Raw genomic sequence first — 15,396 nt, 5'->3', positions numbered from 1 at the left:
AGCATTGCGCGCTGTAATGGCCATGAGAGACAGGACAACTGTCAAATTTTCCCGAAACGAGGAACAGCGCATGTCATACAGCAGTCACAACCATGTCATTCAATCAGGGCAATCACCCGAGGGGTTGCCAAGCCCCCGCATACCGACGATAGTATGCGGGAATAAGAACAATAGCCTGACCCAATGGAAATAAGGAATTCGACATGACCGTACTTGTACTGGATAGCCCGGAGCTGATTGCTCGCGCAGCGGCACTTGAGGCAGCCCAGGCCAGCAAAGAGGTCCAGGCGGAAGAAACCATGGAAGTTCACACAGACGCACCGGTTTCACCCCCCGGCCAACTGGCTTGCGCCCGGCAGGAAAGCACCGTTCAGAAAGCCCGGGAGGAAGCCCTCGCCCTTGTTATCTGATCACCCGTCCGGCTCTCCCGGCCCCAGGGCCGGGAGAGGTCGGCGCCCCTTCGCTATCAGGGTTGCACCTGGATCACATTCCAGACCACCAGTATCGCCATCACAAACAGACTGAGCCAGGTCAACAGGATACCCGACAGCCGAGCCATATGTGGCCCGCCGTGGCCGTTGAACATGCCGTAGGCATGGGCAATGCGCCCACCCACGAACGCCATGCCCACCCAGTAGATCCACTGGGCATTGACACCGTTCAGCTCTCCCACTGCCATCAGAATCAGCGCCATGGGTGCGTATTCCGCCAGGTTAGCCTGGGCACGCACCGCCACCTCAAATTCCCGGTCGTCGTTGACACCCAGTCCCTGGCGGTACTTGAGACGGTAGCGGGACACCTGGGCGGACAGGAATAACAGCAGGACTGCTGTAACGGCTGCGAATACAGCAGTAACCGGCATCAGCATAGATTAACCCTTCTTGATGGCGTTGATGGCGGCCAGCAGCAGCACGGCGCCCACCGTCGCGGTGACCAGCTCGCCAATGGTGCCCCCTGCGTGGAGTTGCAGCAGGCTGAATAGGAAACCGCCGATAAACGAACCGACGATACCAATACCGATATTGGCAAGAACCCCAAAGCCACGGCCCTTCATGATCAGACCGGCCAGCCAGCCGGCCACACCACCAATAATCAGGAACAGAATCAGGTTCATCCGTGTTACTCCCTGGTAGTACCGTAGGAGCGGGCGACCAGTTGGATACCGGACGCCCGCCATTGGATGAACCGAGATTGCCGTGATTTTCAGGCGCATGCAAGCGCATTGGCGATACCAGCGACCCGATGGGAGCCGGCCGCCGGTCTCAGACGCCGGCGGCGGTTTCGTCCGATGGCCAGGCCATATCACGGCTGGCCTCCACCACGAACCGCAGGGGCCCGTTGGCGTTGAGGGAGTTGAAGGGGTAGCAGGTCACCAGTACCAGGGAGTTGGAGGTATAGCGGTTCAGGTCCATCCGTTCCTGGCGGCTGTCGACAATTCGCACCGAATCCACCCGGTACCGCTGCCACACGCCGTCGGCGAATTGCAGACGGATTTCCTGGTCCTGGCGGATGTCCTTCAGCGGCCGGAAATGGGTGTCCCGGTGGCCGGCAATCACTACCGGCGACTGTGGACGCCCACCCAGCTCAGGGCCCCTCACCTGCCCCGGCCCGAAGGCCAGGCTCTCGCCATGCCCCCCGGACAGCACCACCAGGGCGGACTGCTCCCCGGGCAACTGCAACCTCGCCACCGGCCAGGTGTCCGCCCAGGGCCAGGGTCGGCTCTCCACCTGGCTCGCTTGTGTCCGGGCCCAGGCCAGGGACAACAGTTCCTGGGCCACCACCGCCTTGAAGGGAATCCACAGGCCCGCCAGCAGCAGACCGGCGGAAAGGGTGACCACCAACAGCAGCAGACGCCCCATGATCACCTCCTCCAGCGACGGATCAACACCATCACGCCCGACAGCAGCAGTCCCAGCAGGCCACTGACCATCAACAACGGCGCAGGGGTGGCGGTCTGCGGGTAACCGATGCGCTGGTGCGCACTGCCAGCGGGCATCAGTGACGGCACCGCGGCCTTCTTCAGTTCTTCCTCCACGGGCCGGGCCGGCGTCTTGTCGGTGGCCACAAAACTGGTGTAGGGGGTGACCAGCTGATGCCGGAGGCCCAGGGTCAGCACCTGTTCACGGGTATCGGCATCCACCCGTCCCGACAGGCCCTGATCCAGTAACTGGTCAATCTGCGCCCGGGCCCAGAGCCGGTGCACGCCGGTACCCGGTGCCGACTGATCCAGGGCCAGCCCCCGCTGCCAGGACTGGCCGCCTGGCAGGGAGCCGGACACCTCCAGCGCCCCCTCCGGGGAGGAACCACGGGCCAGCAACATCATCGGTTCGCCCAGGTAGAGGTCCCCGACCCGGGCCGGGAACTGTTCGCCGGGCTCCACCCCGTCCGGCCAGTCCACATCAATGCCGGTGAGTACCGGCGACTGCATCTTGCGGAACAGGGTGTCGAGCTGGCTGGACACCTCCGACAGGTCACCGATGGCGGTGTAGGTACCACGGCCATAACGGGCCGCCTGCCGCATGAAATGCATATTGGGTGCACTGCCAATGCCCACAGTGAACAACCGGCTGCCGCCCAGTTGGTCACTGATCTGGCCAAACAGGGCCTGTTCATTACCCACCGCGCCGTCGGTCACGAAGACCACCTGGCGGAGGTCGGTGATAGTGGTCTCTTCCCGGTCCAGTAGCGCTGCCTCCAGGGCAGTGGCCATCTCGGTGCCACCATTGGCTTGCAGACTCCGGATGTAGCGACGGGCCCGGTCCAGGTTGTCGGCACCGGCGGTGACCGGTTGCGGGAACAGGCGACTGGTGTGACTGTTGAACTGGATGATATTGAAGGTGTCACCTGGCCCCAGGGTATCCAGGGAGGTGAGCAGCGCTTCCCGGGCCTGGCGGATGGAGTCGCCGGCCATGGAACCGGAGGTGTCGATCACCAGGATAAGCTCCCGGGTCAGCACCCGGCTACCCTGCTCTCCCGGCACCAGCATCGCCAGCAGGTAGTCCTCACCCTGCCAGGTCTCATGGAACACTGCGGCCGCCGGTTCCTGGCCCCGTATTGGTCGCCAGCGCAAGCGGAAATCCCGGTCCATGACGACCTTGCCGGCCGTTGGCGTCACCCGGATGCGTTTACCATCATGGACATCCGCCACGTCGTGGCTGGGGCTGCTCACCTCACCCAGCGGCAGGCCGGCGTTCAGTTCGATAGCGATGGTGGCCTGGTGGCTGCCGCTGGCCACATCCTCATGGGCCAACTGGGGCGGGGTGATCTGGTGGGCATCCGCCACCTGGGTGGTGGGCATCGCCCAGCCCCCGGTCCATTCCGTATCGCCGGGCACTTCCGGTACACCGGGGATATAGCGGGGTGTCAGGGTGGTGGGCAGGCGCAGGCTGAACTCACCGCTGTCGTAGTGGACCAGTTGCTGGTATTTCAGTTCCACCGTCACGCTCTCCCCCGGCGGGATATTGGCCAGGTGGGTGGTGAACAGGTTTGGGCGCTGCTGATCCACCCGGGCGGCCTGGCGGCCTTCCTCCTTCGCCTTCTGGTACTCCCGGCGGGCCTGCTCCCGTTCGCGAATTTCCCCCACGATCACCCGTTCGTCGGTGGTCATGGTCATGGCATGGACCGAGGCGTTTTCGGGCAGGGGGAAGGTATACACCCCTTCCTGCCACTGCCCGGAGGTGTTGCCGAAGGTCTGGCGCAACCGGGTTTCCGCGATCAGGCCGGTGATCGTCACCTGGTAGTCGGTGCTCAGCACCGGCGCCGGCACCCGACCCTGGTCGGCCACATAATGGAACTCACCGGCGCCCTCCGCCACCTGGCGTTCCTGCGCCTCCACCTCGACAAACAGGGGCTGCACAAACAGCAGCATCAACATGGCCAGCCACAGGCTGGCGCCCTCCATCCGCCTCACCTGCCGGTGGCTGAGGCGCTGCGGTCGTCCGGGCTGCTGGTCCGTCCGGTAGCCCGGTAATGGCTTGCTGGGTAGCATGGTTCAGGTTCCTTTTTCCATTTGGTATTGGATGTTGTGGAACCCATTAAAGCGTCGGGAAACGTCGAACCCGTGGTGCAATCTGGCGAGGAAACGTCCGGAAAATGATGAATTGTGGCAATAGCCGCCAAAAGCAGCCCCTTGTGCTTGTCCGGCTCCGTCCCGCCCGTTACATTTGGGCCACGTAACAGGGGAACATGGAAGCAGTCATGAAGAAGCAGATCGTGCTGGTGGAGGATGAACCCGCCATCCGGGAGAACTACCGGGATGCCTTCGAGCGCCGGGGCTACAGCGTGTCCGTATACGGCGACCGCCACACGGCCTGGGCCACCCTGAAAACCGCCCTGCCCGACCTGGCGGTCATCGATGTGGGGCTGGGGGATGAGCCCGAGGGTGGCTTCGACCTGTGCCAGGACCTGCGCCGCCTGTCCGCCACCGTGCCCATTATCTTCCTCACCGCCCGCGACAGCGATATCGACTCGGTGCACGGCCTGCGCCTCGGGGCCGATGACTACGTCACCAAGGACATGAGCCTGGACCACCTGCTGGCCCGGGTCACCGCCCTGCTGCGCCGTGCCGACGCCTGGGCCGAGGCCCTGCAGCAGCCGGACGAGGTGCTCCGGCGGGGCCGTCTGGCCATCAATGTGGACCGCATGACCGTGGCCTGGGACGACATCCCGGTGGACCTGACGGTGACCGAATTCTGGATGCTCCACGCCCTGGCCCGCCACCCCGGCCATGTGCGCAACCGGGACCAGTTGATGCAGGCGGCCAGCACGGTACTGGACGACAATACCGTGACCTCCCACATCAAGCGTATCCGCCGCAAGTTCCAGCAACTGGACCCGGACTTTGATGGCATCCAGACCGCCTACGGCATGGGTTACCGCTGGCACGCCCGGGAGGCCTAGTGTCCCTCAAGCGCCAGCTTTTCCTCGCCAGCCTGCTGATGCTGCTGATCCCCTGGGCGGGTCTGCAGTTTGTGCTGGAACTGGACCAGGCTCTTCGGGCCCAGTCCGCCAGCCAGCTTCAGGTACAGGCCCGGCGCATGGCTGAGGTAGCCGCCTCGGAACTGGCGGGACAGTCCGTATTGGCCAGCGGTGAGGACGCGATCTATATCCGCCGGGCGGAGCGCCCCATCAAGCTGGACGGGCACGGCGACGACTGGCCCGGCTACGAGGACGACGAACAACCCTGGCAGACCACCACGGATGCCGACAACGTCCTGTCCTGGCAGGCCTCCGTCCATGGCCGCTACCTGTACCTGTTGCTGCGGGTACAGCGTCCCGATCCGCGGTACTTCAACCCCGCCAACCCGGATCAGCCCTACGAATTCCTGCGGCTGAGATGGCGCTCCGACAGCCTGGTGACCGAACGCATTATCCGCACCTCCGCTCCCGGCCCGGTGGTGGGCCGCTTTCCTTTCAGCCGTAGCCGGCAGGACCACCGGGTCAGCGGCGTGTGGCGGAGCCGCAGCGATGGCTACCAGGTGGAACTGCGCCTGCCAAGGCTGCATCCCGGTGATTACCTGGCCCTGGAACTGGTCTGGCCCGATCCGCTCAGGCCGGACTTCGCCTACAGTGCCGGCACCCGCCAGCATCCGCTGCCCGTGGTGACCGGTCGCAGCCCGTTGCTGGAGGCCCGTCTGCATACTCTGCTGGCGCCGGGACAGCGGGTTTTCCTTAGCGAGCCGGCGGGCTGGCTGATCGCCCGCAGCAACCAACCCCTGCCCGACAACCACCGTGACTTCGACAACCTGTCACCGCTGGAGGTGCTGGAACAGATAACCCTCAACGCCCTGCGCGCCCTGGTCCGTTTCTACCAGCCGGAACCGGCGCCCTTCCGGGCCGAGCAGACCCACCAGCAGGTACCGGGCCACAGTGGCCTGGTGCGACACCCGGACGATGAACGCTACCTGATGGCGGCGGAAGCCGTCGGCGATGGTCGCTTGCTGGTGCTGGAGCAGTCCCTGGAGCAGATCCTGGCCCTGTCGGGCAACACCCTGGGCTCGGTGATTGCCCGCAGCGTGCTGCTGATTATCGCCCTGATGCTGGTACTGCTGGGCTATGCCAGTTGGCTGTCCTGGCGTATCGCCCGGCTGCAGCGGGCGGTCAATGCCAGCGTCGACCCAGATGGCCGGATACTGGCCAGCATTCCTCGGAGCCGGGCGCGGGACGAGCTGGGGGAGCTGAACCGGCAGTTCGGGCACATGGTGGAACGCTTGCAGGGCTATACCGATTACCTGGAAAGCTTCTCCCGCCGGCTGTCCCATGAACTCAAGACCCCGGTGGCGGTCATCCGCTCCTCCCTGGACAATCTGGAACACGCCACCAGCGACGATGAACGGGCCAGCTACCGGGAGCGGGCCCGCAGCGCCACCGACCGCCTGAGCCAGATCCTGCAGGGCATGAGCGAGGCCGCCCGGCTGGAGCAGAGCTTTGACCAGGCCGAGCCGGAAACCTTCGACCTGGCCCAGGTCATGGTCGAAGCCACCGCCGCCTACCAGAGCCTGGACCCGGACCACCAGATCCGTTACCAGGGCCCCGACGACGGCTGCCTGATGACCGGCTCACCGGAACTGATGGTGCAACTGCTGGACAAGCTGGTGGACAACGCCCGGGACTTCACCCCCACCGGTGGCCATATCCTGGTAACCGTGGAACCGACCGGGCAGCGCCTGCAGCTGGGGGTATTCAACGAGGGGCCACCGCTGCCGGAGTCCCTGGCCCGGGACATCTTCAACCCCTTTGTCTCGGTCCGGGAGGGCAGTGGTGAGGGCCACCTGGGCCAGGGACTGCTGATCGTAAGGCTGATTGCGGAGCACCACGGCGGCCATGTGCGGGCGGAGAACCACCGCCAGGACGGCATTAGTGGGGTACGGTTCGAGGTGGACCTGCCCGGCACGACAGGCCACACCGGTTAAACAAACTCGCCGCTGAACTGGCGGAAGAACTGCTGCGCCGTGCGGCCACTGCGACCGCCGCGGCTGGTGGCGAACCGGATGGCGTGCAGGTGCAGGGTCTCCCGGTCGGTCACCTGCGGGAACAGGGCATCGATGGCCCGCAGGTAGACGTCCTTGGGGAAGGGATAGAAGGAGAGCTGCAATCCGAACCGGTCCGCCAGGGAGACCTGTTCCTCGATGGCTTCCGCCGGGTGCAGTTCGCCGCCTTTCACCTCACTCTGGAGGTTGTCTGACATGAACTCCGGCATCAGGTGCCGACGGTTGGACGTGGCGTAGACCCGCACATTCTCCGGCGGCAGCTCCAAAGAGCCCTCCAGCACGCTCTTGAGCGCCTTGTAGCCGGACTCCCCCACCTCGAAGGACAGGTCGTCACAGTAGAGGACAAAACGCCAGGGCTGCTCGCTGATATCATCGACAATCTCCGGCAGGTTCACCAGGTCGTCCTTATCCACCTCGATCATGCGCAGGCCATCCTGGTGGTAGCGGTTCAGCAATGCCTTGATCAGCGACGACTTGCCGGTGCCCCGGGAGCCCCACAATAACGCGTTGTTGGACGGCTCACCGGCCAGGAAACGCTCGGTGTTGCGGGCCAGCTCAGCCTGTTGCCGCTCAATGCCATGCAACTGGTCCCAGCGGACCGGGTCCAGCCGGCGGATGGCCCGCAGGCCCTGGCGATGACGGCGCCATACCGCGGCGGTGTGACTGCTCCAGTCAATGGATGTTCCGGTCATTGCCCGTTCCCTCCCTTTGCCCGCGCCAGATAGACGGTATTGGTGGCCTCCCGGTTCTGAAAGGGGTTGAAGAAGGATACCACCCGGGCTTCGGGCGCCACGAAAACGTCCTCCAGCACTTGCAGGAAGTCCTCGTCCGGCGGCTCGTTGGACCACATGCCGAACATACCGCCTGGCTTCAGTTGCCGGGCCATCCGCCCCAGCGATCCGACGTTGTAGAAAGTGGCATTGGATTCGTTCAGCAGGGCTCGAGGCGAGTGATCAATATCCAGCAGGATGGCATCGAAATGACGACCGGGTTCGTCCGGGTCGAATCCCCGCTCCGGGTCCGCCAGTTCAAAGAAGCTGCCATGGACATAGCGGCAGCGTGGGTCATCGTTGAGCACCTGACCCAGGGGCACCTTTTCCTCCTCATGCCAGCGGATGACCGTGCCCAGGGCGTCCACCACCAGCAGTTCGCCGACCCGGTCATTGCGCAGGGCGGCATCGGCGGTATAGCCCAGGCCCAGACCACCCACCACGACGGCGAGGTCATCCCCCTGGGCAACTTCCAGCGTCAGGTCCGCCAGTGCCACCTCGGCATCCACGAACATGCTGGACATGAGGAATTCCTCGCCCAGCTTGACCTCATAGATATCCCGGTCACCAAGGGCCGGAATACGGCGGCGACGCAGGGTGATTTCCCCCAGGGGGGAGGGCTGGCTGTCGATCTGTTCAAACAGAAGGCCCATGGACTGGCTCCCGATGCAAAAGGCGCATCATACCACCTGTGGCCATGGAGCTCATGCGGGGAGGTTTTTTGTCCCTCTCCCTTACAGATCAACGCCAACCGCTTTCGGCACGATACCGGAGGTCATCACCCCCCACTTCTTGCCATCCACATACAGAGGCACGTAGATCACCAGTATGACATTGGTGGTGCCCGGCAGAATGAATGTCCCCATACTCAGGTAGTCACACTTGCGCAGGTTCTCCAGCTCCCGGCCCCGAACCGTAATACGCTTGTGCACGCTGCGGGCGGCATCCACCTTCGGGTCACCGGTCATGGGCTGGGCACTGGCGCTGCGGGCGATGGCCAGGTAACCATTGTGGTCTGTAGGCAGGGTGTAGATGATGCCATCCTTGCCACCCAGATCCCATTCATCCAGCAGGGGCTGGATACGCTTGCCCAGGGCATCGGCCCAACTGGTGTCGAACTTCTGGCCGCCGGTGCCGGAAATTTCCCGGTAGTTGAAATCGAACAGGTTGTACCCCTCCCTGCGGAGGTTCTCCATGATCTCCTGGAGCTGGTCTCGCCGGGTAAACAGCTTGTTAACCATGCCCTCCAGGGGGCCCTCGCCCAGGTTGAACCGACACAGTGCCTGCAACACCAGGTTGGTGTTGTCCCGCAGGGCGTCGGCCTGGGTGAAGATGTTCGACATGCCCTCCAGGATCTGATCGCTGCTGTCGCGGATCGCCGTGGCATGGCTGTGGGTCTCGGTGTTGGTGGCAGTGAGCTGCTCCAGGGAACTGCTCACCATCAGCAGGTCCTCATGGGCCCGGGTGAAGTCGTCCACCATGGTCGTGAACTGGGACGCCGCGCTCTTGACGGATTCCCCGGCCGTGGCGCTCTGGGTCATGATTGACTGGGCCTGGTTGCCGGCGCCGGACATGGCATTGATCATGTCATCCAGCAGGCCGCCGATCTGGCTGGCGGACTCACCCACCCTCACGGACAGGTTGCGCACCTCGTCGGCCACCACCGCGAAACCGCGCCCCTGCTCACCGGCACGGGCCGCCTCGATGGCGGCATTCAGGGCCAGCATGTTGGTCTGCTCGGAGAAATCCTGCACCGTACCCAGGATCTTCTGGATCTGGTTGGAGGACTCATCCAGCCGGGCGATATTCTGCTGGAATTCACCCATGGCGTTATTGATGGTTTCCACCTGGAACCGTGCCTCTTCCAGCTGCTGGCTGGAGTCCTTGGCCACCTCCAGGTTGCGGCTGTTCATCTCGGTAATGGTGGAGGTACGGCCGGAGACATCCTGCAGGGCAGTGGTGGTTTCATCGCTGGCCAGAAAGATCTGTTCAGACAGTTTCTGCTGACCGGATGCCTCACGGTTGGCCAGCTCGGCCAACAGACGGCTGCGGGCGGACGACAGCGAAATGCTGATGCTCTGGTGCTGGAAGTCCAGGATCATGTCCCGCAGTCGCTTGTTGAAGTCCCTGAGCGCCCGGGCTTCTTCCGAATCATCGCCTTCGGTCAGGCTCTCGGAAATATCAATCTGCTGACCCAGCGCCAGTTCGAACACCCGGCTGATGCCCTGGTCCTGGCGGGCACGCACGCCCAGGTACCAGGCCAGCACAAGCACAATGCCACCCAATACCACGGCAACGGTGGCCAAGGTGGCGGTTCCCAGCCAGGCGACGGCGATCACGAGCGCGGCCTGCAACAGGATCAGCAGGATGGCCGTGGGTGTGGGCAGCCAGCGATGTGGACTGGCCGGCTGGTCGGTGGCGGCGGCTCCTGCCTGGGACATCGTCTGGGCACTGGCGGACGAAGATTGCATGCGAATACCTCCCTGCACGGCAGGATATTGTGTGCGCTGATGGTTTTATCGTTATTGTCTGTCGTTACCGTAAAGCGACAACCAATCCGGCTTTACTATCGTTATGAGCCTATTGAGCCGGCATTCTTAGAACGACTGTTTGGATTATTTTTGTAATGCAATTGCAAACCCGGGCTTGCAATTCAGCCAGCCCACCACGGCACAGGACGCTACCAACTGCCGGTGTTCTCCATGCTGGCCCATGGTTCCTGTATCGGCAGCGGCTCGCCTTTCTGAAGCAGTTCCACGGAGATACCGTCCGGTGAACGCACAAACGCCATGCGACCATCCCGGGGCGGGCGATTGATGGTGACGCCGTTGTCCCGCAGGTGCTGGCAGAGCCCATAGATATCGTCCACCTGGTACGCCAGATGTCCGAAATTGCGGCCACCGGCGTACTCTTCCGGGTCCCAGTTCCAGGTCAGCTCGATCATCGGTGCCCGTTCTTCCCGTGCCCGTTGCTCGTCCTCCGGCGCTGCCAGGAACACCAGGGTAAAGCGCCCCTTCTCCACTTCCTTACGGTTGATTTCCTTCAGCCCCAGCAGGTCACAGTAAAAATGCAGGGAGTCGTCCAGGCTACTGACGCGCACCATGGTGTGCAGGTATTTCATGTCGGCCTCCAGAGATCATGGGTGTATCCGGTCAGTATAACGACCTGAAAGTGACGCCACACCCACATCACCCCGGAGAGTGTCCAGTGGCGTAACTTACAGCCTGGTAAATTGCCAACCCTTCGATTTCAGCCTCTCCGGCTCTGGGGCAGGATAGCCCCTCGGTGGGAGCAGGATGTCCCCGCCTCACAGGAAAGCAGGAGCCTACAGGCAGCCTCCACGGCTGTCGTGTGCTCCCCCAGGAATCTGAACCGGCTCACAGGGAGAACATCATGACTATCCGCACGGCATTCCGAACCCGCGTTATCCAGGGCTTCACCCTGCTGGCCCTGTGCACTGGTGCCCTGCTTGTCAGCCAGGCCGGCGCCCATTCCACCCTCAGTGACATCACCAACGAAGGCGAGGAAAAGGTCACCCTGCCGGTGATACCGGAGAGCAAGCTGATCATCCACGCCACCAGTGGCATCGACAAGAGCACCAACGAAGGCACGGTACAAAGCCTGCCCCTGGCCGTGTTCCTGACCCTGATGACACCGGAGGAAGTGGTCGACTGGTACCGGAAGGAACTGCCGGACTTCACCATCCTGCAAAACGACAGCGGCGAGCATGTACAGATACTGCAAAGCGCCGGCGATGATACCCGCATTGACGGGCCGGACACCTACCGGATTCCCAACATTCGCATCCAGCCCACGGATGCCCGCACGGCCACCCACATGGAAGGCTCCAGGACCATGCTGCAGGTGTATTACCAGCCAGCGCCGGAGTCCGAAGAAGCGTCCGACGGTGATTCCTGAACCCTGGAACGGCGATTGTCTGAACTGGACATCCGGGAACTGTCGATTATTGTCAGTGTCAGTGCAGATACATTCCCTGACCGGAGACCGTCATGGCAGACCAGTGGTCACTGACGCGACGTCGCCTGCTACGGGGCCTGGCGGCCGCCGCCAGTCTGTCCGCCCTGCCCCTGTCACTGGCCCGGGCCCGGGAAGGCGGCCCGCTTACCCGTCCACTGCCCGGCCGCGACATCACCCTTCCGTCCGTCGGGCTGGGCACCTGGATCACCTTTAACGTCGGCAACAACCAGCGCCTGCTGGACAACTGCGTCGATGTGATGGCGGCCTTCTTCGAGGATGGCGGCGCCATTATCGATTCCTCCCCCATGTACGGGTCTTCCCGGAACACGGTCGGATACGGCCTCAACAAACTGGATGCCCGGGACCAGGTATTCTCGGCAGACAAGATCTGGACCCGCGGCGACGACGGCCGCCGCCAGAGCCGGGAATCCGCGGAGTTATGGCAGGTGGACCGGTTTGACCTGTTGCAGGTGCACAACCTGGTGAACTGGCAGGCCCACCTGGATACCCTCAAGGCCATGCGGGATGAAGGCGCCGTACGCACCATCGGCATCACCACTTCCCATGGTCGTCGCCATCGGGAGATCGAACAGGTCATGACCTCGGAGCCCATCGACTTCGTGCAACTGACCTACAACCCGGTGGACCGTGAGGCCGAGGATCGCCTGCTGCCACTGGCAAGGGAGAAAGGCATCGGCGTGATCGTCAACCGTCCCTTCCAGCGGGGTGCGCTGACCGAACGACTCGCCAGCGAGCCCCTGCCCGACTGGGCCACGGAGGTGGATGCCGGTTCCTGGGCGCAACTGATCCTCAAGTTTATCCTCAGCCACCCCGCCATAACCTGCGCCATCCCGGCGACCACCCGGGTGGATCACGTCCGGGAGAACCTGGCCGCGGCCCGCGAGCCCCTGCCGGATCCGGACCTGCGTCGACGCATCAGCGACACCATCCGATCCCTGTGATGGACACCCTGCTCAGCTACCATCCCCAGGACTTCCTGCTATTCTCGCCCCGGGTCTACTGGGCCCTGGTGGCGGGCAATAACGTTAGCTGGTGGTGGCTGGCGCTGCTGGCCCCCGTGGCCGGCCTCTTACTGGCCTGGCAGCTCGGACACCGTGGCGATAAACGGCACGGACTGGTATTTGGCGGTATGGGTCTGGTCTGGTGGTTCGTCACCTGGTCTTTCCTGTGGCAGCAGTACCGGGTCATCAACTGGGCCGTGGATTGGGCCATTGTGCCCTTCGTCGCCATGGGAGGACTGTTCCTGCTGTTCGTCCTGAAAGCCGGAGAGCCATTGTCCCGCCTCCATCGGCACTGGGCAGGCCTGCTCCTGGTGGTCTGGGGCACCCTGATCCATCCGCTGGGCTTCCTGCTGGACCAGCGCGGGGTGCAGGCCGCGGATACCTGGCTGCTGTTTCCGGACCCGCTGGCGATCACCACCCTGGGCGTGGTACTGGTGACCCTGGATGGCTGGCGGCTGGCACTGGCAATACCTGTACCCCTGTTGTGGAGCCTGATCGGCGGCATCACCCTGCTGGGCCTGGGCTCCCCCATTGGCTGGGCGATGCTGGCAGCAGCCGTCATCGCCTTGCTGGGCGCACTCCCCCTGACCAGAGCCGGTCAGAGCCAGCGCGGCACCTGCTGACGATACCGGCTGTAGGGTTCGCCGTAGTGGGCGGCCAGCGCGGCTTCCTCTTCCAGCGCCTGACGACGGATCACCCACACACCCACCACCAGGCAGACCAGGGAAAACAGGCTCGGCAGGGCCAGGAAGAACCCGAACTGCCCCAGCATAATGGCCAGGAACAGCGGGTTTCGGCTACGGGCATAGGGCCCCGAGGTAATCAGGTTGGGCGCATGGTCCAGGTCAATGCCCGAACGCCAGTCGGCGTGCATGTAGGCCTGCAGGTAACTGGCCAGACCAAAGGAAACCAGCAGGGTGGCCACCCCCGGAAGCAGGACCACCGGTTGATAGAACCCGTCGAAGATTCCCAGCCAGGGGTCAATGGGCCAGACCATTCGCACCAGGCATACCACCAGGATGGTGGCCCGGAACCCATTGAACAGGTGGCGGTTCCACCAGGTGGCGCTACCCGTTTTGCCGTAGTTGATGTGACTGAAACCCAGCCGGGCATACAGGCCCAGGGCACGACAGGCGAACAGGATACCAATCAGGAGAAAGAAACTGCCGAGGAAGTGCCGTGTGAAGAGTTCTGCTGACATGGATGGGATCGGGTCCGGTACGCCTTGAAAGAAATCCAAGCGTACCGGACCGGACGTCACCGGGAAAGCTCATTACCCCCCCTTCCCCGGCAGGGAAAATCTACCGCATACCCATACAGTTGGCATAGTAGGTGGTAGTGGCCGGCCAATCGGAGAAGATGCCGATCACGCCCACGTCCCGGGCCAGCACATCCACCACGGTCAGCATATCGCCGTCATTGTTGATGGCGTCGGTGACGGTCTGGTAGTACCAGCCGCCGCCATTGGCCAGCGGGCCGCTACGCTCCAGCGACCAGGCAATCATATCCAGGCCGGCAACGCTCGCATTCTCGGCATACTCGGACGGCACGATGTCCTGGTGACCATTGAGGGTGAGCATTTTCCAGATGGCCGGGGCAATGATATTCACGCCCTGGGCCTTCAGGCTTTCCATATAGGCCAGTGAAGACGTTTCCGGGGTGATCGGTTCCTGGTCCAGGAACACCGCCTGACGACCATACGCCGGGGTCTCGTTGACCCAGAACAGCACGTCGTCCAGCAGAAACGACTGCGGCCAGACATCCCGGGGATCGACACCGGCGTCGATATAGTCCTGGATCATCTGGCGGGCATAGTCCTGCTGGGTGTAGTCGCCCTCATAGGGCATGTCGACCACCGGGGTCTTCAGTTCCGGTGTCATTTTCACGCCCAGGGCCTTGAACAGTTCGATGCTCTCCTGATGACTGAGCAGGGTGCCACGGCTGGCGTAAAGATCGGTGCGCCAGTCGGCGGTACCGCCCACGTATTCTTCCGGCGTGGTGGCCATGGGGTTGTAGGCGTCCATCTTGCCTTCCAGGGACTTGAACTCTTCCAGGGTGATATCGCTGGTGCGGCATTCCGCCTGGGCCGGGGTACCGGATGCCGGGTCCGCCGGCACGAACGGCTGGGTACACTTGGCGTTCAGCTCGGGGATGGTGACGATATTGGTGGTGGTGTGCAGGTCATTCTGGGCATGGCGGCACACCAACTCACGGTCAGCGGTGAAAGCCACGTCACACTCGACGATACCCGCTCCCATACGGGCTGCGGCCACGTAGGATTCCATGGTGTGCTCCGGGAACTGCAACGGCGCGCCCCGATGGCCGATGGAGAAATCCGTGCGGCGCATGCGACGGTTCTCGCAGCGCTCCAGCTTGTCCTTCAGCCAGCCATCGTCCATATCATCCACCAGCCAGTAGGGCCGGGGACCGACCTGGACGTTGCCGTGGCCACTCCGCAGGTCCCGCTTCAGTTTTTCGAACTTTTCCTGAAGCCGTTCCAGGCCGGGGGGCAGGTCGCCTTCGTGCTGCCACCCCCTGGCGGAGGCAGACAGCGGCAGTGAAACGGCAACCACCAGTGTGGTCACCGCAAGAACAGACGAACCAAATTGTTTGAGCTTCATAAACCACTCCCTAGTT

The 15,396-nt window shown here is 63.3% G+C and carries 16 protein-coding genes; 6 read left to right on the top strand and 10 right to left on the bottom strand.

Annotated features, from left to right (window positions below; genetic code table 11):
* The first annotated feature begins 203 nt into the window (after window positions 1-203).
* Complete coding sequence (locus ACJO2E_RS18890) at window positions 204-410, top strand: hypothetical protein (RefSeq protein WP_406965921.1); 207 nt, start codon at window positions 204-206, stop codon at window positions 408-410.
* Window positions 411-466: 56 nt separating this feature from the next.
* Here the strand turns inward: ACJO2E_RS18890 and ACJO2E_RS18885 are convergent, their stop codons facing one another.
* The 4 genes from ACJO2E_RS18885 to ACJO2E_RS18870 all read right to left on the bottom strand — a co-directional run bounded on the left by ACJO2E_RS18885 (window position 467) and on the right by ACJO2E_RS18870 (window position 3,988).
* Complete coding sequence (locus ACJO2E_RS18885) at window positions 467-868, bottom strand: MAPEG family protein (RefSeq protein WP_406965920.1); 402 nt, start codon at window positions 866-868, stop codon at window positions 467-469.
* Window positions 869-871: 3 nt separating this feature from the next.
* The gene (locus ACJO2E_RS18880) at window positions 872-1,114 is read right to left on the bottom strand and encodes a GlsB/YeaQ/YmgE family stress response membrane protein (RefSeq protein ID WP_406965918.1); all 243 of its coding nucleotides are present in this window, start codon (window positions 1,112-1,114) and stop codon (window positions 872-874) included.
* A gap of 148 nt (window positions 1,115-1,262) precedes the next feature.
* Complete coding sequence (locus tag ACJO2E_RS18875; protein WP_406965916.1) at window positions 1,263-1,859, bottom strand: class GN sortase; 597 nt, start codon at window positions 1,857-1,859, stop codon at window positions 1,263-1,265.
* 2 nt (window positions 1,860-1,861) lie between these two features.
* On the bottom strand, window positions 1,862-3,988 hold the full coding sequence (locus tag ACJO2E_RS18870) for a marine proteobacterial sortase target protein (RefSeq protein ID WP_406965914.1): 2,127 nt from the start codon (window positions 3,986-3,988) through the stop codon (window positions 1,862-1,864).
* Between the two features lie 209 nt (window positions 3,989-4,197).
* Between ACJO2E_RS18870 and pdsR the strand changes: the two genes are divergently transcribed.
* Both pdsR and ACJO2E_RS18860 read left to right on the top strand, forming a co-directional pair.
* Window positions 4,198-4,899 carry a proteobacterial dedicated sortase system response regulator gene (gene pdsR / locus ACJO2E_RS18865; RefSeq protein WP_406965913.1) on the top strand — a complete coding sequence of 234 codons (702 nt, stop codon included), beginning with the start codon at window positions 4,198-4,200 and terminating at the stop codon, window positions 4,897-4,899.
* Window positions 4,899-6,911: an ATP-binding protein gene (locus ACJO2E_RS18860; protein ID WP_406965911.1), complete on the top strand. Its 2,013-nt coding sequence runs from the start codon at window positions 4,899-4,901 to the stop codon at window positions 6,909-6,911. The genes pdsR and ACJO2E_RS18860 overlap by 1 nt, the downstream gene beginning before the upstream one ends.
* Here the strand turns inward: ACJO2E_RS18860 and ACJO2E_RS18855 are convergent.
* From ACJO2E_RS18855 to ACJO2E_RS18840, 4 genes are all read right to left on the bottom strand, one after another.
* Window positions 6,908-7,681, bottom strand: coding sequence for an ATP-binding protein (locus ACJO2E_RS18855; protein ID WP_406965910.1), 774 nt, complete (start codon window positions 7,679-7,681; stop codon window positions 6,908-6,910). The two genes, ACJO2E_RS18860 and ACJO2E_RS18855, sit on opposite strands and share 4 nt — an antisense overlap.
* On the bottom strand, window positions 7,678-8,412 hold the full coding sequence (locus tag ACJO2E_RS18850) for a spermidine synthase (RefSeq protein ID WP_406965909.1): 735 nt from the start codon (window positions 8,410-8,412) through the stop codon (window positions 7,678-7,680). Before ACJO2E_RS18850 ends, ACJO2E_RS18855 begins: the two co-directional genes overlap by 4 nt.
* A gap of 81 nt (window positions 8,413-8,493) precedes the next feature.
* Window positions 8,494-10,230: a methyl-accepting chemotaxis protein gene (locus ACJO2E_RS18845; RefSeq protein WP_406965908.1), complete on the bottom strand. Its 1,737-nt coding sequence runs from the start codon at window positions 10,228-10,230 to the stop codon at window positions 8,494-8,496.
* A 209-nt stretch (window positions 10,231-10,439) separates the two neighbouring features.
* Complete coding sequence (locus ACJO2E_RS18840; RefSeq protein ID WP_406965906.1) at window positions 10,440-10,880, bottom strand: VOC family protein; 441 nt, start codon at window positions 10,878-10,880, stop codon at window positions 10,440-10,442.
* Between the two features lie 272 nt (window positions 10,881-11,152).
* Between ACJO2E_RS18840 and ACJO2E_RS18835 the strand changes: the two genes are divergently transcribed.
* The 3 genes from ACJO2E_RS18835 (at window position 11,153) to ACJO2E_RS18825 (ending at window position 13,382) form a co-directional block, all read left to right on the top strand.
* On the top strand, window positions 11,153-11,677 hold the full coding sequence (locus ACJO2E_RS18835) for a hypothetical protein (RefSeq protein ID WP_406965905.1): 525 nt from the start codon (window positions 11,153-11,155) through the stop codon (window positions 11,675-11,677).
* A 92-nt stretch (window positions 11,678-11,769) separates the two neighbouring features.
* Entirely contained in the window at window positions 11,770-12,699 is a 930-nt protein-coding gene (locus ACJO2E_RS18830) for an aldo/keto reductase (RefSeq protein ID WP_406965904.1), read from the top strand.
* Window positions 12,699-13,382, top strand: a complete 684-nt coding sequence (locus ACJO2E_RS18825; RefSeq protein ID WP_406965902.1) for a DUF6064 family protein — start codon at window positions 12,699-12,701, stop codon at window positions 13,380-13,382. Before ACJO2E_RS18830 ends, ACJO2E_RS18825 begins: the two co-directional genes overlap by 1 nt.
* Here the strand turns inward: ACJO2E_RS18825 and ACJO2E_RS18820 are convergent.
* Window positions 13,358-13,960 (bottom strand): methyltransferase family protein, encoded by a 603-nt coding sequence (locus ACJO2E_RS18820; protein ID WP_406965901.1) that lies wholly within the window; start codon window positions 13,958-13,960, stop codon window positions 13,358-13,360. The two genes, ACJO2E_RS18825 and ACJO2E_RS18820, sit on opposite strands and share 25 nt — an antisense overlap.
* A gap of 100 nt (window positions 13,961-14,060) precedes the next feature.
* Window positions 14,061-15,380: a glycerophosphodiester phosphodiesterase family protein gene (locus ACJO2E_RS18815; protein WP_406965900.1), complete on the bottom strand. Its 1,320-nt coding sequence runs from the start codon at window positions 15,378-15,380 to the stop codon at window positions 14,061-14,063.
* Window positions 15,381-15,396 lie beyond the last annotated feature (16 nt).

The sequence above is a fragment of the Marinobacter shunpengi genome, from assembly GCF_045449695.1.
Taxonomy (GTDB): Bacteria; Pseudomonadota; Gammaproteobacteria; order Pseudomonadales; family Oleiphilaceae; genus Marinobacter.
This window is presented reverse-complemented; position numbering and strand designations above follow the sequence as displayed.

Coding starts and splice junctions, on each gene's coding strand:
- ACJO2E_RS18890 (WP_406965921.1), top strand. CDS start 204: ATGACCGTACTTGTACTGGATAGCCCGGAGCTGATTGCTCGCGCAGCG.
- ACJO2E_RS18885 (WP_406965920.1), bottom strand. CDS start 868: ATGCTGATGCCGGTTACTGCTGTATTCGCAGCCGTTACAGCAGTCCTG.
- ACJO2E_RS18880 (WP_406965918.1), bottom strand. CDS start 1,114: ATGAACCTGATTCTGTTCCTGATTATTGGTGGTGTGGCCGGCTGGCTG.
- ACJO2E_RS18875 (WP_406965916.1), bottom strand. CDS start 1,859: ATGGGGCGTCTGCTGCTGTTGGTGGTCACCCTTTCCGCCGGTCTGCTG.
- ACJO2E_RS18870 (WP_406965914.1), bottom strand. CDS start 3,988: ATGCTACCCAGCAAGCCATTACCGGGCTACCGGACGGACCAGCAGCCC.
- pdsR (WP_406965913.1), top strand. CDS start 4,198: ATGAAGAAGCAGATCGTGCTGGTGGAGGATGAACCCGCCATCCGGGAG.
- ACJO2E_RS18855 (WP_406965910.1), bottom strand. CDS start 7,681: ATGACCGGAACATCCATTGACTGGAGCAGTCACACCGCCGCGGTATGG.
- ACJO2E_RS18850 (WP_406965909.1), bottom strand. CDS start 8,412: ATGGGCCTTCTGTTTGAACAGATCGACAGCCAGCCCTCCCCCCTGGGG.
- ACJO2E_RS18845 (WP_406965908.1), bottom strand. CDS start 10,230: ATGCAATCTTCGTCCGCCAGTGCCCAGACGATGTCCCAGGCAGGAGCC.
- ACJO2E_RS18840 (WP_406965906.1), bottom strand. CDS start 10,880: ATGAAATACCTGCACACCATGGTGCGCGTCAGTAGCCTGGACGACTCC.
- ACJO2E_RS18835 (WP_406965905.1), top strand. CDS start 11,153: ATGACTATCCGCACGGCATTCCGAACCCGCGTTATCCAGGGCTTCACC.
- ACJO2E_RS18830 (WP_406965904.1), top strand. CDS start 11,770: ATGGCAGACCAGTGGTCACTGACGCGACGTCGCCTGCTACGGGGCCTG.
- ACJO2E_RS18825 (WP_406965902.1), top strand. CDS start 12,699: ATGGACACCCTGCTCAGCTACCATCCCCAGGACTTCCTGCTATTCTCG.
- ACJO2E_RS18820 (WP_406965901.1), bottom strand. CDS start 13,960: ATGTCAGCAGAACTCTTCACACGGCACTTCCTCGGCAGTTTCTTTCTC.
- ACJO2E_RS18815 (WP_406965900.1), bottom strand. CDS start 15,380: ATGAAGCTCAAACAATTTGGTTCGTCTGTTCTTGCGGTGACCACACTG.